The sequence below is a fragment of the Streptomyces sp. NBC_00425 genome (assembly GCF_036030735.1).
Lineage (GTDB): Bacteria > Actinomycetota > Actinomycetes > Streptomycetales > Streptomycetaceae > Streptomyces.
The window spans coordinates 6,813,638-6,833,906 of sequence record NZ_CP107928.1 but is presented as its reverse complement, the minus strand read 5'-3'; the positions used below and the strand labels follow the sequence as shown (position 1 = coordinate 6,833,906).

Sequence of the window (20,269 nt, the reverse complement as noted above, 5' to 3'; positions counted from 1 at the left end):
GATGCCATGGGCATGCCATCAGCGGGTCTGACCTGCACATTGAGAGCCAGGTCACATCGGCACCCCACCCCCGACATACGACGTCCACTAGCAAAAGGGGTCTTTGCGGACAGCGGCCGATCCTGTTTCTGTGGATGACGTCGCACGGCGCCGACAAGCCCACGGGCCTCGGCGCCGCGGCATGCAGCCACCCACCGCACACCACGCGGTGCGGCCACGCACCGCGTGACTCCGGCATGCAGGCGACCGCCACCGTCCCCGAAAGAAAAGGTTCTTCGTGTCCGTCTCCGTCATCCGTCGCATCGCTTCCCCGAAGAAGGCCCTCACCGGCATCGCCGTGGCCACCGCCGCCGCGGGCATGGCGCTGTCCGCGGCACCGGCCCACGCCGCGACGTCGTCCGCGCCCTCCGCCGCCAAGGCCCAGGCGATCGCGCACAAGATGATCCCGGACGCCGCGCAGTACAAGGCCTTCTCCAACATCGTCAAGCACGAGAGCGGCTGGGACGTCGACGCCACCAACGCCTCCTCCGGCGCCTACGGCCTCGTCCAGGCCCTGCCCGGCTCCAAGATGGCCTCGGCCGGCTCCGACTGGAAGACCAACGCCAAGACCCAGATCAAGTGGGGTCTGGACTACATGAACTCCCGCTACGGCAGCCCGGTCGGCGCCTGGACCTTCTGGCAGGCCAACGGCTGGTACTGAGCCACGCCCACCGCACCGCTCGCACCGCTCGCACTGCCTGCACCACCTGCACCGCCCGCTCCACCCGCTTGAGCCCCACCGTGTGACCCGCGCTTCGCGCGCCCCGATACGCGTCGAAGGCGGCGGCCCCCGATCCCCCGGGCCGTCGCCTTCGGCGTTTTCTCACCTCACCGTGCTCCACTGAGCGGATGACCGGCACCGAGCCCCCGGCCGAACCCCCGGAGCCCCCACAACCCGCGCAGCCCCCACGACCCGAGCAGCCCGAGCAGCCCGAGCAGCCCGCACAGCCCGAGCAGGAAACGGAAGGGCGCGGCGGCGTCCGTCTGGTCCCCGTCCTCCTCGTCCTGACCGCCATGAGCGGACTCATCGACGCGGTGACCTATCTCGGTCTGGGGCATGTCTTCACCGCAAACATGACCGGCAACGTCGTGGTGCTGGGTTTCGCCGCCGCCGGCGCCCCGGGCTTCTCGGTCCCGCACACCGCCACGTCGCTCGCCTTCTTCCTGGCGGGCGCCGCGACCGGCGGGCGGATCGCCCGGCGGCTGGGCGACGGGTCCCGCCGCGCACCGGCGCGGGCGATGCTGATCACCGAGGCGCTGCTCCTCGCGGTCTCGGCGGCCGTGGCGGCCGCCACCTCGGACGACGCCCCGGTCACCGTCTACACGGTCATCACGCTGACCGCGTTCGCCATGGGCCTGCGCAACGCGACGGTCCGCAAACTGCAGGTGCCCGGCATCACCACGACCACCGTCGTGACGATGACCCTCACCGGCCTGGCCGCCGACTCCTGGGCGGGCGACGGCTCGGGCCGGCGGTCACCGCGCCGCACGGCGGCCGTGGCCGCGATGTTCTCGGGCGCGGTGCTCGGCGCGGGCCTGGTGCTCCACGCCGACCTGGCGATTCCGCTGCTGCTGGCCGCCACGACGTCGGCGGCCCTGGCCTTCACGGTGTCCGACAGGGACTGACCCCGCCCCGACGCGTGGTGACGCCGGTCGGTCACCCCGGACTGACCCTCAGCTCCTTCACCCCGTTGATCCAGGCGGACCGCAGCCGTCGCGGGTCGCCCACCAGCGTCATGCCGGGCATGGCGTCGGCGATGGCGTTGAAGATGAGGTTGATCTCGAGGACGGCGAGCGACTTGCCGAGGCAGAAGTGCGGTCCGCCGCCGCCGAACCCGAGATGCGGATTGGGATCGCGGGTGACGTCGAAGGAGTCCGGGTTCTCGAACACCTCGGGGTCGCGGTTGGCGGAGGCGTAGAAGATCCCGACCCGGTCGCCCTTCCTGATCTGCTTGCCGCCGAGTTCGGTGTCCTGGGTGGCGGTCCGCTGGAAGGCGACGACGGGGGTGGCCCACCGCACGATCTCCTCGGCGGCGGTGTCGGGCCGTTCGCGCTTGTAGAACTCCCACTGCTCGGGATGGGTGAGGAAGGCGTGCATCCCGTGGGTGGTGGCGTTGCGGGTCGTCTCGTTTCCGGCCACCGCGAGCATGAGGACGAAGAACCCGAACTCGTCGGAGTTCAGGTTGCCCTCGTTCTCGGCGGCCACCAGCGTGGAGACGATGTCGTGGGCGGGGCACTGCTTGCGCTCGGCGGCCATGTTCATGGCGTACGCGATCACCTCGGCGGCCGACTGCTGGCCCACCTCGGCGGTGATGGCGTACTCGGGGTCGTCGTACGCGATCATCTTGTTGGACCACTCGAAGATCTTCGCGCGGTCGTCCTGGGGTATGCCGATCAGCTCGGCGATGGCCTGCAGCGGCAGCTCCGAGGCGACGGAGGTGACGAAGTCGAAGGAACCGCCGCCCTGTTCACGCGCCCGCTCGACGATGTCGACGGCCCGCGCACGCAACCGCTCCTCGAGCCCCCGGATGGCCCGTGGCGTGAACCCCCGCTGCACGATCTGCCGCACGCGGGTGTGCTCGGGCGGGTCCATGTTCAGCAGGATGAACCGCTGGGCGTCGATGGAGGAGCGCTCGATGCGCTCGTTGAACCGGATGATGGCGGTGTTGAGGTAGGAGGAGAAGATCTCGGGATGCGTGGACACGTATTTCACGTCCGCGTGCCGGGTGACCGCCCAGTACCCCTCGTCCTGGAAGCCGGCGACGTTGCCCGACTGCGGGATCCAGCGGACCGGTTCGACCTGTCGAAGCGCGGCGAACTCGGGCAGGGGCACGTGGTGTTGCAGCAGGTCGGGGTCGGTGAAGTCGAACCCGTCGGGAAGCGCTGGACAGTGCATCGGCGGCTCCAGCCATCTGACGACGCCGGCTACGTCGGCATCCGCAGAATCTGACGTGTCATCAGAAACAGATTGCCGAGAAGGTAGTTCAGGAGCCTCGAGGCTGCAAGACCCTTGCGGTGACGCACGTCACGTCAGCAGACTGCACAGAGCAGAACTAGAACACGTACTAGTTCCGAAGGGATCCGCACCCATGGCCGCCGAACCCGTGATCGTGGAAGCAGTCCGCACTCCCATCGGCAAGCGCGGCGGCGCGCTCGCCAACCTGCACCCCGCCTATCTCCTGGGCGAGACCTACCGCGAGCTCCTCGGCCGCACCGGCATCCCCGCCGACGCCGTGGAACAGATCGTCGGCGGCACGGTGACCCACGCCGGCGAACAGTCCATGAACCCCGCCCGCACCGCCTGGCTGACCATGGGCCTCCCCTACGAGACGGCGGCGACCACCGTCGACTGCCAGTGTGGCTCCTCGCAGCAGGCTTCGCACATGACCGCGAACATGATCGCGGCAGGCGTGATCGACGTCGGCATCAGCTGCGGCGTCGAGGCGATGAGCCGCGTCCCGCTCGGCTCGGGCTCCAAGCACGGCCCGGGAAAGCCGTTCCCGGACGAGTGGAACGTCGACCTCCCGAACCAGTTCGAGGCGGCGGAACGCATCGCGCGACACCGCGGCCTGACGCGTGCGGACGTGGACGAGCTGGGCGTCCTCTCGCAGAACCGGGCGGCGACGGCATGGTCGGAGGAACGCTTCAAGCGCGAGACGTTCGCCGTGCAGGTCCCCACGACGGAGGACGAACAGGCGGCGGGCCAGGGCATGTGGCGCCTGGTGGACCGCGACGAGGGCCTGCGCGACACGTCCCCGGAAGCCCTGGCGGGCCTCAAACCCGTGATGCCGACGGCGATCCACACGGCTGGCAACTCGTCCCAGATCAGCGACGGCGCGGCGGCGATCATGTGGGCGTCGAAACGGATGGCACGCGCCCTGAAGCTGAAGCCGAGGGCGCGGATCGTCGCCCAGGCCCTGGTGGGCGCGAACCCGCACTTCCACCTGGACGGCCCGATCGACGCGACGCGTGCGGTGCTCGGCAAGGCGGGCATGACACTGAAGGACATCGACCTGGTCGAGATCAACGAGGCGTTCGCGTCGGTGGTGCTGAGCTGGACGAAGGTCTTCGACGCCGACCTGTCCAAGGTCAACGTCAACGGCGGCGCGATCGCCCTCGGCCACCCGGTCGGCGCGACGGGCGCCCGCCTGATCGCCACGGCCCTGCACGAACTGGAGCGCACCGACAAGGAGTTCGCCCTGATCACCATGTGCGCAGGCGGCGCCCTGGCCACAGGCACCATCATCCAACGGCTGTAACCCACCCCAGGAATCGCGAGAACCCGGCGGGCCCGACAGTCAACACCGGACCCGCCGGCGTCTTGGAATCACGAACAGCAACGACGTCCGCCGCGCCGCCGAGAGTCTGGGCAACCTCAACACAGTTCCCGCCCTGGTCGCCGCTGTAGCTGGACTTACGCCAGATGCTGCTCTCCATAGCGGTCCTCCATCACTCGCCGGATCAGAGCCGCCGAGTCCCTCAAGGAGAGCGCGGCAGCTTGAAGATGATCGTAACGGAGTGAGCAGTCCTGAACCGTGTCCGGGTTGGCGGTCGGATGCCCAGTGTTGTAGCCCTCGGTATAGACGATGGGAGCGTCACCCACGAAGCGATAGAGGTCAAAGGCGCCTTGCAGCCCCGCGTGCACACCAGCCGAGAAGGGCAGCACCTGAACGTTGATCCGCGGATTGCCCTCGAAGGACAACAGGTGGGCCAGTTGCTCCTGCATGACTGCTCGACCACCGATCTCCTGACACAGCGCCCCCTCACTCAGCACCAGCCAGTAGCTGGGTGGTTGGTCCTTCTGAAAAATGCGCTGTCGACCCAGTCGCGCTGCGGTGCGGTCGTCGAGGTCGGCTTGGTCGAGCGCCCCGAGCACGACCCGCGCATACTCCCTGGTCTGGAGCAGACCGGGCACCATGTGCGTCTCGAAAGCGTAGATCTCGACAGCTCGCGACTGGAGCTCAGCCACCTGCTGGAACCAGCACGGAAGTTGGCTGCGCAGAACAAGGACGACAAGCCGCGAGAACAACCCGCCGGTTCCCAGAGCCGCGTCCACCCGCTCACTGAACTCAGGAGTGGGAACCTTCCGTGCCGTCTCGATCTGCCCAACCAGGGAGCCGGTGTAATTGAGGACGTCCCCCATCTGCTGTTGCGTAAGGCCAGCCGCCTCCCGCAGCCGCCGCAGCTCGAACCCGTAGTAGTCGAGCGGCGAAGCTCCGGGATCAAGAACGTTCACATGGGTCACACAGGGCCCCTCTCTCACACGACCACGGGTTGCATTCAACCTGTAGCTCAGAGTAGTCGCGCGGGGCCACCCTCGTAGCGTGAACGGATACTTCCCCTCGATCTACGCACCCCCGGTCCCCACCCAGTACCGCATGACCCTCACGGCCGACGCCCACTCGGCCCACCACATCCGCAGAATCGCCCGCGGGCTCCTGACGGACTGGAACATGGAGCCGCTGACGGACACGGTGGAACTGGCGCTGACAGAACTGATCGTCAACGTCGTCCGCCACGTCCCGGACCGCCGCTGCACCTTGCTGCTACAGAGGCAAGCAACAGGAGTCCGTGCAGAAGTAACAGACACTTACGGCCAACGCCTCCCGACCCTCACGGAGTCACTACCGGACCCGGACTCAGAAAGCGGCCGAGGCCTGTTCCTCCTGAACGCCCTGGTGGACAGGTGGGGCGTGACACCGACCCCCGAAGGCGGAAAAACGGTGTGGTTCGAGTGCTGAACCGGCGTCGAGGGGCGCGGGGCCGTCGTAGTCGTTGAGGGCGAGCATGGCCAGCGGCAGGTCGTAGGTGAGGACACAGGCCGCGATCCACATGCCGTTGATCGAGCGTGGGCGTCCGCGCTGGATGCCCACGGCTGACAGGCGGCCCCAGGTCGCGGCGACGGCTTCGTCGCCGGGCAGGATCGGGATGCCGGAGAGCCAGTCGGAGAGTTCCTGTCGGCTGCGGGTGCCCCAGTGGCGGACCTCGGTCTACTTGGTCAGTTCACCGAACGTCACGAAGGTGATCAGCCGATTGCGGCCAATGAGCCGGGTTGAGACCTGCCCAGTGAGCTTGCGCCTGTGGGACAGAAACGTCGCCCGCAGCGTCCGCACGCAAGCCCACATCGGCGTCACCGCCCCGGTGTACGCCCACGTCCGGCTCCGGCGAGATGCCATCGACTGCCTCAGCACCGCGCTCGGCAGCCCGGAGACCGCCGAGACATCCCGCCCCGGCGACGACGAACCGCCACCCGGCACCGCCCTCATCCGCCGATGTCGCCGCAGCGTCAGCGATATACACCGCCTGGGGAATTCCAGGAATTCCGAATGCGTGTCAAGCGGCTTTGTCGTGCGGGGCGAGGCTGATGGTCAGGTCGGCGCCGAGAGCCTGAGCCAGGCGGCGCAGGAGGGGAAGCGTGGGCACGGTCCCGCCGGCTTCGAAGCGGGAGATCTGCGGCTGCTTCATCCCGCACCGCTCGGCCAGCTCGGCCTGGGACAGCCCGAGCTCGATGCGTCGGTCGTGGACGAGTTGCCCGAGCTCACGGGCGAGCGCGGAGGGCGGGTCCTGCATGGTTCCTCCCCGCGTCAGGCCGCTGGGGCGACGATGGTGACGGTGGGCTCGTCTCCACCGGCGAGGTGCACGTCCACTGTGAGGTCCAGTACGCGGGCCAGGCGCATGATGACCGCGATGGGCGGCAGCTCGGTGGCCGTCTCGATGCCTTCGATTTCATCGACGTCGACGTGCATGCGCTCGGCGAGATCGGCCTCGCTCAGGCCCAGCTGCTTACGCCGGTCGTAGACGGCCTTACCCAACGTCATGGCGAGGCCGGCCTCTTCGTAGACCCGGTCGTACTCGGGGTCGGCGTCAAGGCGTTCACCAAGCAGCTGGCGGTGGCGGCGGGTCCTCCATTCGCTGTGCTTCATCGGTTCTCCCTGAGGTCGCGGCTGTAGAGGTCGTGCTCGGCGGCAGCTTCATGCTCTGCCTCGCACAATCGCTGTGCGTCGTGGGCGCGGTCCACTTCGGCCTGCTCGCGCATCTTGGTCTTGCGGAACACGGTGAGCAGCACGACACGTCGGCCGGGCGCCAGCCAGTAGGTGATTCGCTGATGGGCATCGCCCAGGACACGACAGCCCTGTGCTGTGCGTCCTTCTGCTCCGCCGCGTGCGGCCCATTCAGCGTCGGTGTCTGCCTTCGTTCAATCGGTCGTGCAGGGCGGACCGATCGATCCGGCCAACCTCACCCGCTCCTTCACCACGCGCCTCCGCAAGGCCAGCCTCCGTTCGCATCCGCTTCCACGACCTCCGCCACTCCACCGCCACCCTGCCCCTGGAACAGGAGTCGAACTCGTCGCAATCAAGGAACTCCCCGGCCATGCCCTCCGCAACCCCGCCGAGAGTGCTGGCCAGCCCGACGGCGACGACGACCGACCGCTCTGCGCAGTCCCCGCCCGCTGACGTTGCCGTCAACTTCTGCCGTCAGACACCTCTGAAGCCCCATCAGCCACAACCAATGAGGCTTCATAGTTGGGCTTGGAAATTCATACCGCTCGAATGAAGATCCCATTTTCGATAGGACCAGGCTACCGGATCGCTCAGCAGGAGAATCTACCCGCCCCAGCAATCTGGCACTGAATCCTTTCCACGGCAATCAGCGAATCACGAAATGGAGGAACTATTGACGCTCGACCAATAACTGCGAGCTGCCTCGACAATCGGATCATACTCGACAGATGCCACGACGGCTATCAGCGTAGGACCCATCAACGATCCATCCTCATCACCTCGCGCCACCATTACTACGTTCCCCTGGTATACGTACCCGTGGATCAACCAGTCGTCCAACGACTCGGCGATAGACAGGGTTGTGCGGTCATGGAGCCCCTCCTCGGTCAGCAATGCCGAGAGTACGGTATCCCTGTCCGAGAACAAGAGACTAAGCCGATCGTCGTCCAGATGCGTCAGGCATCCCAGCCTGGCCATGGCTGTGCCCAGAATGCACGGTTCGGTGTCACCGATCAATTGACTGTCGATGATGAGTTGGAACCGGAACATTCCGCGACCCTTCAAAGGGGCGACAAGAAATCCGAATCGACCGTCGTCGGTCAAGAACCTCATTCCTAGCCTCTCTTAACCTGAATGGGAACACGACTCATCGGAATCGGAACCGGAGTACCCGACTTCGTCACACCGACGGTGCTGCCACTCCAGTGCCACTTACCGTTGCCGTCATCGAAGTAGCGGTAGTACACGGAGCTCTTGCCGGAACCGATCTTGGTCCACCTGGTCCCGTCGACGAGGACGCTCTTGCCGAATTGCTCCGCAGCGTCACCCGGCAGCACCGCGACGATCAACTCGGACAACGACCCGCCACCTTGCACAGGCCTCGTCCGCTGACGTTGCCGTCAAACGCCACTGAATCCCCACCAGCCACAGATGATGGGGATTCAGATTCACTCTGGCAACGATGGCTGCGGACTGCCGACAGGTCGTCAGCCGGGCAGCCTGTCACGCATCATCAGGCACAGCCCCTCGCCCAGACTCCTCGAATTCCTCACAGCCGTCATGCTCGAACCGGACAGTCCCGTCGAAAGGCGACGCCGAGTTCGCACATGCACCGTAATCCGACCCAAGCACTCCAGACAGCGGAATCCAGAAACAGCATTCGCCACACTGCTCGTCGTACCAGGATTCTTGATACGCCGGATCGTCGGTGCGTCGATTCCTTTTCTGGATCCATCGAGAATGGATCACATCGAGCTCGCCAGGCTTGCGCTTCACATGATCATTGCCCATCTCTAGCCACCGCCCAATATTCGCAGGACTCCATCGCTTGAAGCAACTCGGCGATCAATTGGAATGGCTCGGGATCCGAATCCTCCGTCCATCTGACGCCCGCGATCCATGGTCAGCACACGAGCATTCACATTCTCAGCAAATTTCATCAGCTGAGGATCCTTCGTTCCATTCAGGCCCATTTCGGAAACGCTGCGCGCGTCACATCCTGCACCCCGCAACTGTTCGGCAAACTTGGGAGACATGTTCTCGTCCACGATGATTCGCTGCCCATTTCCGGTGAACCCTGCCCTCTTGGCCGGCATTTCCTTCATCCCTGCGGCAGCGTCAGCAGCAGGGCAATTGCTGTTGTGAACGAGTACCGGTGTCTCGCCTGCCAGCACATAGTACGTGTGCAGGTCATCGACGGTCAGGTTGTACATGTCCGCGGAGCCGACTTGGTCGTTGACCGCAACGGCGTAGTTCTTCGACGTCGTTGCCCGTGCCGTCGACGCGGTCTCCTTCTGCGACAAAGCCCGCTGCACGTCGCCGACTCGTCGATGCTCCCTTTGAAGTAGTCGGTGTATGCATCGGCCCAGACAGCTCTGCCGATCGGCAGCGGACCCAAGCCCTTCCATGCCGTCCCTGCCTCGACAGTGATCTGCAGTGTGCCGTTCAAGTAGAGGCCAGTGCCGCGTTCTCGGCCTCGGTCAGGGGTGCGGAGTCCGGCTCGGCGGGCGAGGCCGCGGCCAGTTGACCTGGGAGTACAAGCACACCCGACAGCACGACCAACACGGCTGTGGCAGCTGACACACGCCTGCCCCGCTCCGGGCCAGGGCGTCCCGTTGGCTGGAAGCAGGTCAGGGCCCGCATGCGGCGGTCTCCGCGCGGGCGCGGTGTTAGCCTCTGCTCTTTGTGTCGGGGCGGAGGTGTGTCGTCCGAGGTGCCGCCTCGCGCCCGCGCCGCTGCCGTCGACGAAGGGCCGCCGTTGATCTCCATACCGGGAGCCGGACGCGATCGGCTGCCCTCGCTCACGGGGCTGCGGTTCTGGGCTGCTCTGCTCGTCGTGCTGTATCACCTGTCCCGGCAGGCGGGGAAGGTGCCGGGGCTGAGCGACGCCGTCTGGTACGGGCGCAGCGGCGTCACGTTCTTCTTCGTGCTGTCGGGTGTCGTCCTCGCCTGGACGTACGACGGCGCGAACGTGCCCGCCCGGGTCTTCTTCTGGCGGCGCTTCGCCCGGATCTGGCCACTGCTCGCGGTGGGCGTCGCGGCGTCCGTGGCCGCCTACATGTACATGGACCGCGCCGTGTCGGCCAAGGCCGTGGTCGCGAACCTGCTGCTGGTGCACGCGTGGTTCCCGCAGCGGATCATCAACGCGGGCGGCAACCCGGCGGCCTGGTCGCTCAGCGACGAGGCCTTCTTCTATCTGGCCTTCCCCGTTCTGCTGGCGCTCCTCGCGGGCCGGCGTGCCCGGGTGTGGGTGTGGACCGCGGTCGCCGTCACCTGCGCGGCCCTCGTGCTGTGGCCCGCGTTGTCCGGTCTGCCGCCGGCCACCCGGAGCTGGGCGCTCGACTACCTGCCGCTGACCCGCTTCCTGCAGTTCGTGCTGGGCGTGGTGGCCGGGCTGGCGCTCAAGCGCGGCTGGCGGCCTCCCGTGTCGTTGCCGGTGGCCGCCGCACTCGTCGTCGCCTGGCACCTCGCCCTGCTGCCCTGGTCCAAGGCCGTGCCGGACGCCCTCTGGTACAGCCCCTACTCCGCCTCCCAGCTGCTCGCCGCGCCCGTGTTCGCGGTCCTGATCTGCACCGCCGCGCGTGCCGACCTGGACGGCCGGCGCACGGGGCTGGGCGGGACCTGGATGATCAGGCTCGGGCACTGGTCGTTCGCCTGGTACCTCCTCCACGAGATCGTGCTCCGCCTGGCCGTCTTCCGCTGGGGCAAGCCCGCTCCCGGCAGCGACACGCTCGTGTTCTGGGCCGGTGTCCTGGTCGTCAGCCTCGCCCTCGCCGCCGTGGCCTACCACTGCGTCGAGCACCCCGCGGAACGCCGGCTGCGGCGTCTCGTGGGCCGGCCCTCCGCACCCGTCCGCCCGTCCTCGGACGTGACCGCCGCGCGGTGAGCGGCGTCAGCGGGCGGTGCGCCGCGCCCGCAAGAACCGCCGGGCCCGGACGTACGTCGTCCAGCAGGCGGCGAGGAGGCTGCCCGCGGCGACGAGGGAGAGGAGGACGAGCGCCGGGTTGATCCAGACCGGGACCAGGTCGTAGGACGCGTTGCACCTGTCGTGCAGGGGGAAGATCCGGCTCGGCTCGCGCCAGTGTTCGCTGCGGTAGGCGTCGTCGTAGGGCTGTCCCCGCAGGGCGCACGTCTCTCCCACGTCCAGACCGCCGGAGAAGATGCCGCAGAGCCAGACGAAGAACGTCACGGCGCCGGACAGGGCCGAGAGCAGGAACCACAGCACGGGGTGGTGACGGCCGAGGCGCGCACAGACGGCCGCGGCAACGGTGGCAGGGGTGCGGCCGGGGACGCCTGCGGCGGAGCCGGCCCTCTCGCCGTCGCTCATGCCGTCGCCCCCTCGAACTCCTCCCGCCCTCACCGCCCTCACCCCGGGCGAGGGTACATCCGTCCGAAGTCGACGCCCGCTCCAACTCGGCTCTGTAGCATGCCGTTTCACACGGACCATGGGGGGGACGGGAATGCTCGGCGAGGCGTTGACCGCGGCTGCGGCCGGTGGGGGGATGGCCGTGGTGCAGGCGGCCGGATCGGACAGTTGGGCCTGGTTCCGGACGCGGTGCGCCCGGCTCGTCGGGCGGGGGGACGGCGACGCCGAACGCGAGGCGCTCGATCGGCTCGACCGGACCGCCGCCGTCCTGGACGCCGTCGACGAAACGGACCGGGAGCGGGTACGGGCGGTGCACGCCGTGCTGTGGCAGGGCGAGTTCGCCTCGCTGCTCGAAGCGCCCGGCGAGGCGGAACGCGCGCGGATCCTCGATCAACTCGCCCGGCTCACCGCGGATTTCGGGGCCGCCGACGACGACGCGCGCGGCGCCGTCACCGGGAACACCTTCCACGGTCCCACCGCCGTGCAGACCGGCGATCACAACCGGCAGGAGAACCACTTCGGGCCGGGGAGATGACCGAACCCGGCGGCAGCGGGCCCGAGGTCTCCGGCAACGTCTTCCACGGGCCCGCCGCCTTCCAGGCAGGCGACCACAACGTCCAGGTCATCCATCATCACGCCGTCCTCACCGCCGGGGACGTCCTCGACACCGCCGCCGACGAACTCGCTCGCGTGGTCGGCGCGCAGTGGACGGAGGAGGCCGCGCTGCGGCGGCTGACAGATCCCTCACCGTTGCCCGTGCGGTGGCGGGTGAGTGAGCGCAAGGCCGTGGGACGGGTCGTGGCGGCCACCGGAGAGGGGGCGGCCCGAACGCGGTTCGGTCCCCTGCCCGGCATCGCGCCGACCACCCGCGCCGGGCTCCGCGCCGGCGGCGGGCTCACCGAACTGCACGCCGTCTACGGCGGCCTGGCCTCGGGACGGCTGCTGCTCCTCGGGCCGCCGGCCGCCGGCAAGACCGCCGCCGCCGTCCTTCTGCTGCTGGACGCCCTCGCGCACCGGGCGGCGCTGCCCTCGGCCGCCGACCGCGCCCGCGTCCCCGTCCCCGTTCTGCTGTCCCTCGACGGATGGGACCCCGCCGGGGAGAAGGCCGTCGACTGGGCCGCGGACCGGCTCAGCCGTCAGTACACCCTGTTCCACGGGCGGGGCGGCCGGGCCCGCGCCCGGCGGCTCCTCGAACAGGGACGCGTCGCCCTCTTCCTGGACGGACTCGACGAGGTCACCGGCAGACTGCGCGGGGCCATGGTCAGCGCGCTGGAGACGGCGCCCTTCCGGCTGGTGCTGGTGTCCCGGGCGAAGGAGGCCGTGCTCACCGCGAAGAAGGCGCGGCTGGGCGGCGCCCTCGCGCTGGAGATCCAGCCCGTGCGGCCGGCCGACGCCGCCGGGTACCTGCTCGACCGGCTGCCTGCCGCTCCCTCGCCCGCCTGGCGGGCGCTCACCGGGCGGCTTCTGTCGGAGACCGGTCCCGGCCCCGTCTCCGCGGGCCCGCTCGCCGACCCGCTCACCGCCCCCCTCGCCGACCCGCTCGCCGCCGCGCTCGCCGGGCCGCTCGCCATCGCCCTGCTGCGCGACGTGTACGGCGACGACGACCCCGTCGACGAACTCCTCGACACCGCCCGCTTCCCCACCGCTCGCGCCGTGGAGAACCATCTCCTCGACCATGCGGTGGCCGCCGCCTACACACGGCGTCCCGGGCACCCCCGTCCCCGCTACTCCGCGAGGACAGCCGAGCGCACGCTCCGGCACATCGCGGCCCGCCTCACCGAGGAGGGCACGCGTGATCTGCGCTGGTGGCATGTTCCCGGCTGGACGAGCCGGCGGCCCCGGACGATCGCCGTGTGGATCGTCTCCGCGGTGGTGTGCGGCACGCCCGGTGCGATCATGGCCTGGAACGTCAGCCCGACACCCCTGACAACCGTCGTCGGCGCTCTCGGGGCGGTCGCCGGCGGGCACGCGATCGCCCGGCGTCTCGCCCGGTTCGACGTCCCGCAGCCGCTGTCGAGCGCGGGATGGCGCGACATCTTCACCCGCAGGACGGTCGGCTCCGGCGTCGGGCAGTGGCTGTTCGTCGCCACCCTGCTCTGTCTCGTCGTGCCCGTCGTGCCGCTGATCGACGACGCTCCGCCGTGGTGGCTGTGGTATCTGGTCACGCTGCCGCTCGGCTTCAGCGAGGTGCTGGTCACCGGACGCGGGTACGAGATCGTCTCCGGCGCCCCGTTCCTCTCCTTGGGAACGGGCAGCCACTACGACCCGGTGCGCGAGAACCACTCCCGGCCCTCGGTGCTCGACACCCGGTCGGTGGGACCGCGTGACGTGTGGCGCCATCACCTCGGGCTGCGCCTCTTCCTGGGGCTGCTCACCGGCCTCGCCCTCGCGCTGTACGTCGGCCCGATCGTGGCCTGGGCCCAGTCCCCCCTGCAGGGAGTGATGTTCGGGGTGACGGCCCTGGTGTGGACCGGCGCCACCTGTGGCCTCGCCGGCAACCTCGCCGTCGCCACCACCCTCACGGCCGTGCAGCTCCACTACGAGGAGGGCACACCGGTACGACTGGTGCACTTCCTGGAGGACGCCCGCCGCCGCAACCTGCTGCGGGCGACGGGCCCCGTCTACCAGTTCCGCCACGCCCGTCTCCAGGAACGGCTGGCCCTCGGGGAGGGGGACGCGGCGGGGTGATCACCTCGGCGCCGGATCCTTCCGGGAGGCCGGCACCGGCTCGGCCGCCCTCCTCCCCCTCGCCGCCGCCTCCGCGTCAACCCTTGACCCGACCTCCGCCTCCGCCGCCGTGGTAGCCGCAGCCGACGTAGCCGCCGGCCACCCCGCCGGCCACGCCGCCGCTGCCCCCGCCGGCGCTGCCCCCGCTGCCGACCTCGCCTTCGCCCCCGCCGCCGTCACGGACTGCGCGCGGGGGCCCATCAGCAGGTAGGACAGGCCGAACCCGGCCAGCACCACCGCCGCGCCACCGGCCGCGTCCAGCACCCAGTGGTTGCCGGTGGCCACGATGGACGCGACGGTGAGGAGCGGGTGCAGCAGGCCGAGGGCCTTCACCCACCGTCTGCGGGCGACGATCGCGATGACCAGCCCGCACCACAGGGACCAGCCGAAGTGCAGGGACGGCATCGCCGCGTACTGGTTGGTCAGCGCGGTGAGGGTGCCGTAGTCCGGCTTGGAGAAGTCCTGGACGCCGTGCACCGTGTCGATGACGCCGAGGCCGGGCATCAGGCGGGGCGGGGCCAGCGGGTAGAGCCAGAAGCCGACCAGGGCCAGCAGGGTCGCGAAGCCGAGGGACGCGCGGGCCCAGCGGTAGTCGGCCGGACGGCGCACGTACAGCACCGCGAGGACCGTCAGCGGGACGGCGAAGTGGAAGGACGTGTAGTAGAAGTCGAAGAAGTCGCGCAGCCGGTCGACGCCCGTCACCCAGTGGTTGACCGTGCGCTCCACGTCGAGGTGCAGGAACCGCTCGATGTCGAGGATCTGCTGTGCGTGCGTCTCCGCGCGCGCCCGGCCGCCCGAGTTCGTGCCGCCGGTCGCCGCCAGCCGGACCTGCTGGTAGGCCGCGTACGTGACACGGATCAGCAGCAGCTCCAGCAGTAGGTTGGGGCGGGTCGGGAGGCGTCTGAGGAACGGCAGCAGCGGCACGTGCGCCCAGCGCGCGGGGACCGGCGGGACGTGCTCCGCCGGAATCGGCGCCCGGTAGCAGGGAGACGTCCGCGGCAGGAACGGGACGACCGTGGCGGCGGCGACCGCGGCCAGCAGCACCGCGTTGTCGCGCAGCGGGTGCAGGGCCGCCGTGTGGGGCAGCAGCATGTCCCCGGGGAGCGTCATGACCATGATGACCGCCACCGGCCAGACATGGCGGTCGCAGGCGCGTCTGCCGACCCTGCCGACCACCGCCGGCAGCACCCACAGCAGCTGGTGCTGCCAGGTGGCGGGCGAGACGGCGATCGCCGCACAGCCGGTCACGGCGACCGCGAGGAGCAGCTGGCCGTCGCGTGCGTAGCGGACCGCCCGGCGCAGGCCGAGGACGGCCACGGCCGCGCCGAGCGACAGGAACAGGCCGATCTCGAGCGGTCCGGAGAGGCCGAGACGCAGCAGTGCGCCGTGCAGGGACTGGTTGCCGAGGCCGTCCGCCTCGCCGCCGAGGCCGGTGCCCGCCATGTGGTGCACCCAGTAGACGTACGAGTCGTGCGGCATGGCCGCCCAGGTGAGCAGCGTGACGCCGGCGAAGACGGCCCCGGAGGCGGCCGCGGCGCGGCGGCGGCCGGTGAACCAGAGCAGGGCGGCGAAGAGCAGGATCGCGGGCTGGAGGGCGGCGGCCACGCCGATGAGGGCGCCGGTGGCCCGCCGGTCTCGTGCGACGAAGCAGCCGAGGACGACGAGCAGGGCCGGGATGATGCTGGTCTGGCCTAGCCAGAACGCGTTGCGCACGGGCAGCGACAGCATGAGCAGGCTGGTCGCGACCGGTGCGGCGAGCAGCGAGGTCCGTCTGCCGAGCGGCCGGGGCAGGTTGCGGGCGGCGATCACGCCGAGGGCGGCGACCAGCAGCAGCGTGCCGAAGGTCCAGCCCCAGCCGAGGGCCTGTTCGGCCGCCCGGGTGAGGGGTTTGAGGACCAGACCGCCGAAGGGGGTGCCGGTGAAGCGCGTGGAGCCGTAGAGCGAGCCGTTGACGTGCAGCACGCCGTCGGGTCCGACCCAGGCCTCCAGGTCCGTCAGCCGTTGTCCGCGCGGGGTGCCGAGGACGACGGCCACCTGGCGTACGGCGAGGAGGGCCGCCACCAGCCAGAGGCCGAGGCGGGCCGCGCGCAGCCGCGCCCCGGCCGGGTCGGTGCTGCCGGCCGCCGGTGCGAAGCGATCCGACGTCCGCCCGCTGTGTTCCGCATTCGCCACGCTCTGTGGCCTCCCGCCCGTTCGTCCACGCGCGCTGCGCGGGATCGTCCGGCGCCTCTCCTGAGGCGCACGTCTCCCCCCACACACACGAAGACGTCGGCCCCCTCTTCATCCGACGATTTCTCTCCTTTTGCCCGGTAGAGGATAGTGCGTCCAGCGGACCGGTCGCCTCCGCGAGGCGCGGGATCCGGATCGCCGCGCGAACGAGAAAGGGGCCTCACGCCGCACCTTCGTGGCACCCCATGGGGTGTGGGGGCTACGGAGAGTGCTGGGGTGATGCGGGGGGTGGTGTGTTTACAGCGGCACTTCCGCCGCCTCGCGCCACGACCGCACGCGGGCAGCACCCGAGGCGGCACCGCGGGCGATGCCTCGGGCGGCACCTCGTACAGTCCCCGGGGCAGCCCCTCGGACAGTCGGCCGCTCCCCCTGCTCCGAAAGGGTGAATTCAGCCGCGTGGAGCCGTGCGGCGCGGGCGGAAGGACGTCGTCCGCGGCGGGCGTCGTTGACACGGCTTATTAGCGCGTCTAACCATTTGTCACCGGCATGCCACCCGGCATGTCAGGCACACGAGAGGCTGAGCGCATGAGCGAGTCGCAGGTCTGGGACGCCGTGGACGCCTACTTCACCGGCCGTCTCGCCCCCGACGACGAGGTGATGGCGGCCGCGCTGCGGGACAGCGACGCCGCCGGGCTGCCGCACATCAGTGTGACGGCGAACCAGGGCAAACTTCTGCAGCTCCTGGCCGAGGTGCAGGGGGCCCGGCAGATCCTGGAGATCGGCACACTCGGCGGTTACAGCACGATCTGGCTGGCCCGCGCACTGCCCGCCGACGGCCGGCTGATCTCCCTGGAGTACGACCCCCAGCATGCGGAGGTCGCCGTCCGCAACATCGCCCGCGCGGGCCTCGACAAGGCGGTCGAGGTGCGGGTCGGCGCGGCGCTGGAGTTGCTGCCGCGGCTGGCGGACGAGAACCCGCCCCCGTTCGACCTGGTCTTCATCGACGCCGACAAGGCCAACAACGTGCACTATCTGGAGTGGGCGCTGAGACTCACGAGCGCGGGCAGTCTGATCGTCGTCGACAACGTCGTCCGCGGCGGCCGGGTAGCCGACGCGGACAGCGACGCCGAGGACGTGCGCGGCAGCCGCGGCGCGATCGAGCTGATCGGCTCGCATCCGAGGCTGAGCGGCACGGCGATCCAGACGGTGGGGGCCAAGGGGTACGACGGCTTCGCGCTGGCGCGCGTCCTGGCGTAGCCTGCCGCGCCCCCCCCTCCGCCGTCCTTCCAGCGGACCGGCGGAGGGCTCAACCCTCGTGGTAGAAGCCCACGTTGACGCTGCGCGGACCGGTGCGGTCGAGGACGACGATCTCACCGGAGCCGCCGCGGCCCAGCGGCACGGTCCCGCCGTACGCGAGGGGCTGGGTGTGCGGGCCGACCAGGAGCCGCACCTCGGAGGAGGGCTCGTCCTGCGAGCCGCGCAGCCACGACACCTGCCAGGTGCCGTCGGGGCCGCACAGGAACTCCAGGTGCACCCTGGAGACGAACAGCCAGTCGTCGGGGGTCGCGAGACGGCACAGGGACCTGTCCCGGCCCACCCGCAGCACGGCGCCAGGGTCGCTCGGCGAGTCGGCCATCAGCATGCCGGCCGTGGCGCCCTCTTCCGTCCCGGAGACGGTGGCCATGGTCAGTTCGAGCACGTGCGCTCCCCTTGAGATGTCTTCGGCATGCCTGTCGGCGTCCTGTGTCCTAAGTGTGCGTGTACAGCCGCCGCATGATAAATCGCCCGGGCCCACCACGTCCGGCACAATGGACGCATGACCGAGCGAAAGCCACCGGGTGTCCCGTTCGAGTCCTGGGTCGACAAGCAGATCCGCGACGCCGAGCGACGCGGCGAGTTCGACCGACTGCCGGGCGCGGGAAAGCCGTTGCCGGCCGTCACCGACACCTCGTACGACGAACTGTGGTGGATCAAACGGAAGATGGCCCGCGAGGGCCTCTCCGTGCTGCCGCCGACCCTCGCTCTGCGCAAGGAGGCGGAGGACGCGCTCGCGGCGGCGTACGCGGCGCCGTCGGAACGCCTCGTCCGGAAGATCGTCACGGACGTCAACGTGAAACTGCGCGACATGATGTTCAAGCCGCCGCCCGGCCCCCCGCTGGGCATGAAACCGTACGACGTCGAAGCGGTCGTACAGGAATGGCGGGAGCGCCGGGCGGCGGCCGGGGACGCGCCGCAGGACTGAGCGGCGGCGGAGGACGCTGCGGAGGAGCGGTCAGAGGTGCAGCAGCCGCTCCGTGAGTTCGCGGTAGTCCCGCAGGGCAAGCCTCAGCTGCTCGGTGTCGACGGCCGTGGCGGCCGCCGGCCCGCGCTCCTTGCCGCCGCCCGCCTTTCCGCCGCCCTCCTGCTGCCAGGAGCCGCGCAGGGTACGGCGGCGGCGGTCCACGGCCTCGGTGAGGCGTCCGGCGAGCTCCTCCAGCACCTCGTCGGCCTCCACCACGGCGTCCCGGGGGCCGTCGACGAACCCGACGACCGCGTGCCGCAGACGCGTGGCGATCCGGTCGCACTCCTCGTCCGGGAGAAGGGACGACACGGTGGGGCCGTCGCCGTGACCGGGGGCGGCCGTCCGCTCACCGGCCTCGGCCGCCGACCCGCCGATGCCCGTGCCGCCGGTCCCCGCACCGCGGGTGACGCTCGCTCCGCCCGCGCCGTTCGCGGACGTACCGGGCTCGGGGCGGAGCGGCTTCGGCTCCACGGCCGCACCCGCCGCCGCACCCGCTGCCGCGCCGGACGCGCCGGCGGTGCCGGCGGTACCCGGCGCGCTGGTGACGCCCGGCGAGGCGGGGGTGCCGGGCGAGGCGGGGGTGCTGGGCGAGGCGGGGGGTGCTGTCGTGTGGGGTGTGGCAGGGGCCGTCGGCGGCTGACCGCGGTCCTCACGGTCCTCCGTCGTCCTCCCCGGCAGCCGACCCGTCCCGCCCGGCAGGGCCGTCTCGTTCGGGGGCACGGCTCCGTCGAGCCGGTTCGTCGCGCCCGGCGGGACCGTCTCGGAGCTCGGCAGGGTGTCGCCGCGGCGGGCGGCGGACCGGCGGTCGTCGGCCGGTTCACGGTTCTCCGGACCGGTGCCCGTGCTCGGTGTGATGTCCGGCATGACGGTCAGCCCTCCTTGGTCTGGTGGCGGTGGAAGCCCCGCGGCAGGTGGTGGCCGGAGCCGGAGCGCTCCCGGGTCGCGGGCTGTGCCGCGCGGTCGTGGCCGGTGTGGTGGCGGGCCGGGCCGATCAGGTCGTCGAAGAGGGCGCGTGCCTCGACCATCGCGGTCCGCATGTCCTCGGTGCCGGGCGCGTGCCCGCCGGCCGTCCCCGGGACGTCGGCCGAGTCCGGGTGACGCGTGCCGTCGACGCCCGCGGTGGACCGGGCGACGCGGTGGACGCGGCGGTAGCCGTCGACGCGGTGCGCGTGGTGGACGGAGAGCGCGGCGAGCTGCTCCTCGTACTGGCCTGCGTCCGGGAAGCCCCGGGCGCCGGCGACCTCCGCGATCAGCCGGTCCGCCTCGGCGACCGCTTCCCGGGGCGAGTCGACGAACCGCTCCTGGGCGGTCGTCCAACGAGCCTCGAAGCGCTCGCGTTCGGCGGCCTCCAGCGGACGCTCGCGCAGCCCGCCGTGCCGCTCCACGAGAGCGTCGAGCTCCCGCTCCGCGGCCTTGACGTCTCCGTCGTGCCGGGCCACCGCCCGGTCGTACTCGGGCCCGAAGCGGTGCTTCAGGCTGCGTCCGCCGTGCGAGCCGCGGGCCCGCACGGCCAGGACGGCCGCGACGGCGACTACGGCCGCCACGACCACGATCAGAGCGATGATCACTCCTGTGGACATGCCTTGCCTTCCGGTGTGTCGGCCCCACGGGCCGGTTCCAGAACCGGGTTGCCCGGACGGCCCCTCCCAAACGACGCGGGACCGGGGAGCGGGCCGGGAACGGGCT

At 70.3% G+C, this 20,269-nt stretch carries 23 protein-coding genes and 4 pseudogenes; 10 read left to right on the top strand and 17 right to left on the bottom strand.

All coding sequences use genetic code 11. The features are described from left to right. Positions 1-277 precede the first annotated feature (277 nt). Positions 278-700: a transglycosylase SLT domain-containing protein gene (locus OHS82_RS29965; RefSeq protein ID WP_328434949.1), complete on the top strand. Its 423-nt coding sequence runs from the start codon at positions 278-280 to the stop codon at positions 698-700. Between the two features lie 188 nt (positions 701-888). Beyond that, positions 889-1,665 (top strand): YoaK family protein, encoded by a 777-nt coding sequence (locus OHS82_RS29960; RefSeq protein ID WP_328434948.1) that lies wholly within the window; start codon positions 889-891, stop codon positions 1,663-1,665. Positions 1,666-1,696: 31 nt separating this feature from the next. Here the strand turns inward: OHS82_RS29960 and OHS82_RS29955 are convergent, their stop codons facing one another. Continuing rightward, a complete protein-coding gene (locus OHS82_RS29955; protein ID WP_328434947.1) occupies positions 1,697-2,935 on the bottom strand; it encodes a cytochrome P450 in 1,239 nt (412 codons plus the stop codon). A 193-nt stretch (positions 2,936-3,128) separates the two neighbouring features. Between OHS82_RS29955 and OHS82_RS29950 the strand changes: the two genes are divergently transcribed. Further along, positions 3,129-4,298 (top strand): steroid 3-ketoacyl-CoA thiolase, encoded by a 1,170-nt coding sequence (locus OHS82_RS29950; RefSeq protein ID WP_328434946.1) that lies wholly within the window; start codon positions 3,129-3,131, stop codon positions 4,296-4,298. Here the strand turns inward: OHS82_RS29950 and OHS82_RS29945 are convergent. Together OHS82_RS29945 and OHS82_RS29940 are read right to left on the bottom strand one after the other, a co-directional pair. Continuing rightward, positions 4,282-4,476: a DUF397 domain-containing protein gene (locus OHS82_RS29945; RefSeq protein WP_328434945.1), complete on the bottom strand. Its 195-nt coding sequence runs from the start codon at positions 4,474-4,476 to the stop codon at positions 4,282-4,284. The two genes, OHS82_RS29950 and OHS82_RS29945, sit on opposite strands and share 17 nt — an antisense overlap. Beyond that, positions 4,454-5,284: a helix-turn-helix domain-containing protein gene (locus OHS82_RS29940; protein ID WP_328434944.1), complete on the bottom strand. Its 831-nt coding sequence runs from the start codon at positions 5,282-5,284 to the stop codon at positions 4,454-4,456. The genes OHS82_RS29945 and OHS82_RS29940 overlap by 23 nt, the downstream gene beginning before the upstream one ends. Before the next feature lie 133 nt (positions 5,285-5,417). Between OHS82_RS29940 and OHS82_RS29935 the strand changes: the two genes are divergently transcribed. Further along, positions 5,418-5,780 carry an ATP-binding protein gene (locus OHS82_RS29935; protein WP_079041579.1) on the top strand — a complete coding sequence of 121 codons (363 nt, stop codon included), beginning with the start codon at positions 5,418-5,420 and terminating at the stop codon, positions 5,778-5,780. Here OHS82_RS29935 and OHS82_RS29930 read toward each other — a convergent pair. The 4 genes and pseudogenes from OHS82_RS29930 to OHS82_RS29915 form a co-directional block, all read right to left on the bottom strand. Next, positions 5,679-5,912 carry a hypothetical protein gene (locus tag OHS82_RS29930; protein ID WP_063894330.1) on the bottom strand — a complete coding sequence of 78 codons (234 nt, stop codon included), beginning with the start codon at positions 5,910-5,912 and terminating at the stop codon, positions 5,679-5,681. The two genes, OHS82_RS29935 and OHS82_RS29930, sit on opposite strands and share 102 nt — an antisense overlap. Before the next feature lie 460 nt (positions 5,913-6,372). After that, a pseudogene (locus OHS82_RS29925) lies at positions 6,373-6,588 on the bottom strand (helix-turn-helix domain-containing protein); the annotation flags it as partial. Positions 6,589-6,623: 35 nt separating this feature from the next. Continuing rightward, a complete protein-coding gene (locus OHS82_RS29920) occupies positions 6,624-6,962 on the bottom strand; it encodes a helix-turn-helix domain-containing protein (protein ID WP_328434943.1) in 339 nt (112 codons plus the stop codon). Further along, positions 6,959-7,159 (bottom strand): annotated as a pseudogene (locus tag OHS82_RS29915) (type II toxin-antitoxin system RelE/ParE family toxin); the annotation flags it as partial. The gene OHS82_RS29920 and the pseudogene OHS82_RS29915, both read right to left, overlap by 4 nt. Before the next feature lie 88 nt (positions 7,160-7,247). On the opposite strand from OHS82_RS29915, the pseudogene OHS82_RS29910 reads away from it, so the two are divergent. Next, positions 7,248-7,493 (top strand): annotated as a pseudogene (locus OHS82_RS29910) (tyrosine-type recombinase/integrase); the annotation flags it as partial. Positions 7,494-7,694: 201 nt separating this feature from the next. On the opposite strand, the gene OHS82_RS29905 reads toward OHS82_RS29910, so the two are convergent. The 5 genes and pseudogenes from OHS82_RS29905 to OHS82_RS43565 form a co-directional block, all read right to left on the bottom strand. Next, positions 7,695-8,144, bottom strand: a complete 450-nt coding sequence (locus OHS82_RS29905) for a hypothetical protein (RefSeq protein ID WP_157876445.1) — start codon at positions 8,142-8,144, stop codon at positions 7,695-7,697. Between the two features lie 11 nt (positions 8,145-8,155). Next, complete coding sequence (locus OHS82_RS29900) at positions 8,156-8,398, bottom strand: hypothetical protein (protein ID WP_328434942.1); 243 nt, start codon at positions 8,396-8,398, stop codon at positions 8,156-8,158. A 145-nt stretch (positions 8,399-8,543) separates the two neighbouring features. Beyond that, the gene (locus OHS82_RS29895; RefSeq protein ID WP_328434941.1) at positions 8,544-8,831 is read right to left on the bottom strand and encodes a DUF3027 domain-containing protein; all 288 of its coding nucleotides are present in this window, start codon (positions 8,829-8,831) and stop codon (positions 8,544-8,546) included. Between the two features lie 2 nt (positions 8,832-8,833). Next, positions 8,834-9,136: a DUF5615 family PIN-like protein gene (locus OHS82_RS43570; RefSeq protein ID WP_443061837.1), complete on the bottom strand. Its 303-nt coding sequence runs from the start codon at positions 9,134-9,136 to the stop codon at positions 8,834-8,836. A gap of 30 nt (positions 9,137-9,166) precedes the next feature. After that, positions 9,167-9,259, bottom strand: a pseudogene (locus OHS82_RS43565) (hypothetical protein); the annotation flags it as partial. A gap of 494 nt (positions 9,260-9,753) precedes the next feature. Between OHS82_RS43565 and OHS82_RS29885 the strand changes: the two are divergent. Continuing rightward, positions 9,754-10,926, top strand: coding sequence for an acyltransferase family protein (locus tag OHS82_RS29885; protein WP_328434939.1), 1,173 nt, complete (start codon positions 9,754-9,756; stop codon positions 10,924-10,926). A gap of 6 nt (positions 10,927-10,932) precedes the next feature. Here the strand turns inward: OHS82_RS29885 and OHS82_RS29880 are convergent, their stop codons facing one another. Next, positions 10,933-11,367: a hypothetical protein gene (locus OHS82_RS29880; RefSeq protein ID WP_328434938.1), complete on the bottom strand. Its 435-nt coding sequence runs from the start codon at positions 11,365-11,367 to the stop codon at positions 10,933-10,935. Between the two features lie 118 nt (positions 11,368-11,485). Between OHS82_RS29880 and OHS82_RS29875 the strand changes: the two genes are divergently transcribed. Both OHS82_RS29875 and OHS82_RS29870 read left to right on the top strand, forming a co-directional pair. Continuing rightward, positions 11,486-11,941, top strand: coding sequence for a hypothetical protein (locus tag OHS82_RS29875; protein WP_328434937.1), 456 nt, complete (start codon positions 11,486-11,488; stop codon positions 11,939-11,941). Next, positions 11,938-14,094, top strand: a complete 2,157-nt coding sequence (locus OHS82_RS29870) for a hypothetical protein (protein WP_328434936.1) — start codon at positions 11,938-11,940, stop codon at positions 14,092-14,094. Before OHS82_RS29875 ends, OHS82_RS29870 begins: the two co-directional genes overlap by 4 nt. Here OHS82_RS29870 and OHS82_RS29865 read toward each other — a convergent pair whose 3' ends face one another. Further along, positions 14,095-16,305: a bifunctional glycosyltransferase 87/phosphatase PAP2 family protein gene (locus OHS82_RS29865; RefSeq protein ID WP_328434935.1), complete on the bottom strand. Its 2,211-nt coding sequence runs from the start codon at positions 16,303-16,305 to the stop codon at positions 14,095-14,097. Between the two features lie 582 nt (positions 16,306-16,887). Between OHS82_RS29865 and OHS82_RS29860 the strand changes: the two genes are divergently transcribed. After that, positions 16,888-17,559: an O-methyltransferase gene (locus tag OHS82_RS29860; RefSeq protein ID WP_328434934.1), complete on the top strand. Its 672-nt coding sequence runs from the start codon at positions 16,888-16,890 to the stop codon at positions 17,557-17,559. A 49-nt stretch (positions 17,560-17,608) separates the two neighbouring features. Here the strand turns inward: OHS82_RS29860 and OHS82_RS29855 are convergent, their stop codons facing one another. After that, positions 17,609-18,001: a hypothetical protein gene (locus OHS82_RS29855; protein WP_057583091.1), complete on the bottom strand. Its 393-nt coding sequence runs from the start codon at positions 17,999-18,001 to the stop codon at positions 17,609-17,611. 117 nt (positions 18,002-18,118) lie between these two features. Between OHS82_RS29855 and OHS82_RS29850 the strand changes: the two genes are divergently transcribed. Beyond that, a complete protein-coding gene (locus OHS82_RS29850; RefSeq protein ID WP_328434933.1) occupies positions 18,119-18,544 on the top strand; it encodes a J-domain-containing protein in 426 nt (141 codons plus the stop codon). A 30-nt stretch (positions 18,545-18,574) separates the two neighbouring features. Here OHS82_RS29850 and OHS82_RS29845 read toward each other — a convergent pair whose 3' ends face one another. Both OHS82_RS29845 and OHS82_RS29840 read right to left on the bottom strand, forming a co-directional pair. Continuing rightward, the gene (locus OHS82_RS29845; protein WP_328434932.1) at positions 18,575-19,447 is read right to left on the bottom strand and encodes a hypothetical protein; all 873 of its coding nucleotides are present in this window, start codon (positions 19,445-19,447) and stop codon (positions 18,575-18,577) included. A gap of 5 nt (positions 19,448-19,452) precedes the next feature. Next, the gene (locus OHS82_RS29840; RefSeq protein ID WP_328434931.1) at positions 19,453-20,163 is read right to left on the bottom strand and encodes a hypothetical protein; all 711 of its coding nucleotides are present in this window, start codon (positions 20,161-20,163) and stop codon (positions 19,453-19,455) included. Positions 20,164-20,269: the final 106 nt, after the last annotated feature.

Bases quoted from the DNA above. Each gene is read 5' to 3' on its own strand.
- OHS82_RS29860 (WP_328434934.1), top strand. From the start codon at position 16,888: ATGAGCGAGTCGCAGGTCTGGGACGCCGTGGACGCCTACTTCACCGGC.
- OHS82_RS29960 (WP_328434948.1), top strand. From the start codon at position 889: ATGACCGGCACCGAGCCCCCGGCCGAACCCCCGGAGCCCCCACAACCC.
- OHS82_RS29880 (WP_328434938.1), bottom strand. From the start codon at position 11,367: ATGAGCGACGGCGAGAGGGCCGGCTCCGCCGCAGGCGTCCCCGGCCGC.
- OHS82_RS43570 (WP_443061837.1), bottom strand. From the start codon at position 9,136: ATGCCGGCCAAGAGGGCAGGGTTCACCGGAAATGGGCAGCGAATCATC.
- OHS82_RS29875 (WP_328434937.1), top strand. From the start codon at position 11,486: ATGGGGGGGACGGGAATGCTCGGCGAGGCGTTGACCGCGGCTGCGGCC.
- OHS82_RS29845 (WP_328434932.1), bottom strand. From the start codon at position 19,447: ATGCCGGACATCACACCGAGCACGGGCACCGGTCCGGAGAACCGTGAA.
- OHS82_RS29840 (WP_328434931.1), bottom strand. From the start codon at position 20,163: ATGTCCACAGGAGTGATCATCGCTCTGATCGTGGTCGTGGCGGCCGTA.
- OHS82_RS29945 (WP_328434945.1), bottom strand. From the start codon at position 4,476: ATGGAGAGCAGCATCTGGCGTAAGTCCAGCTACAGCGGCGACCAGGGC.
- OHS82_RS29895 (WP_328434941.1), bottom strand. From the start codon at position 8,831: ATGGGCAATGATCATGTGAAGCGCAAGCCTGGCGAGCTCGATGTGATC.
- OHS82_RS29870 (WP_328434936.1), top strand. From the start codon at position 11,938: ATGACCGAACCCGGCGGCAGCGGGCCCGAGGTCTCCGGCAACGTCTTC.
- OHS82_RS29850 (WP_328434933.1), top strand. From the start codon at position 18,119: ATGACCGAGCGAAAGCCACCGGGTGTCCCGTTCGAGTCCTGGGTCGAC.
- OHS82_RS29935 (WP_079041579.1), top strand. From the start codon at position 5,418: ATGACCCTCACGGCCGACGCCCACTCGGCCCACCACATCCGCAGAATC.
- OHS82_RS29955 (WP_328434947.1), bottom strand. From the start codon at position 2,935: ATGCACTGTCCAGCGCTTCCCGACGGGTTCGACTTCACCGACCCCGAC.
- OHS82_RS29950 (WP_328434946.1), top strand. From the start codon at position 3,129: ATGGCCGCCGAACCCGTGATCGTGGAAGCAGTCCGCACTCCCATCGGC.
- OHS82_RS29920 (WP_328434943.1), bottom strand. From the start codon at position 6,962: ATGAAGCACAGCGAATGGAGGACCCGCCGCCACCGCCAGCTGCTTGGT.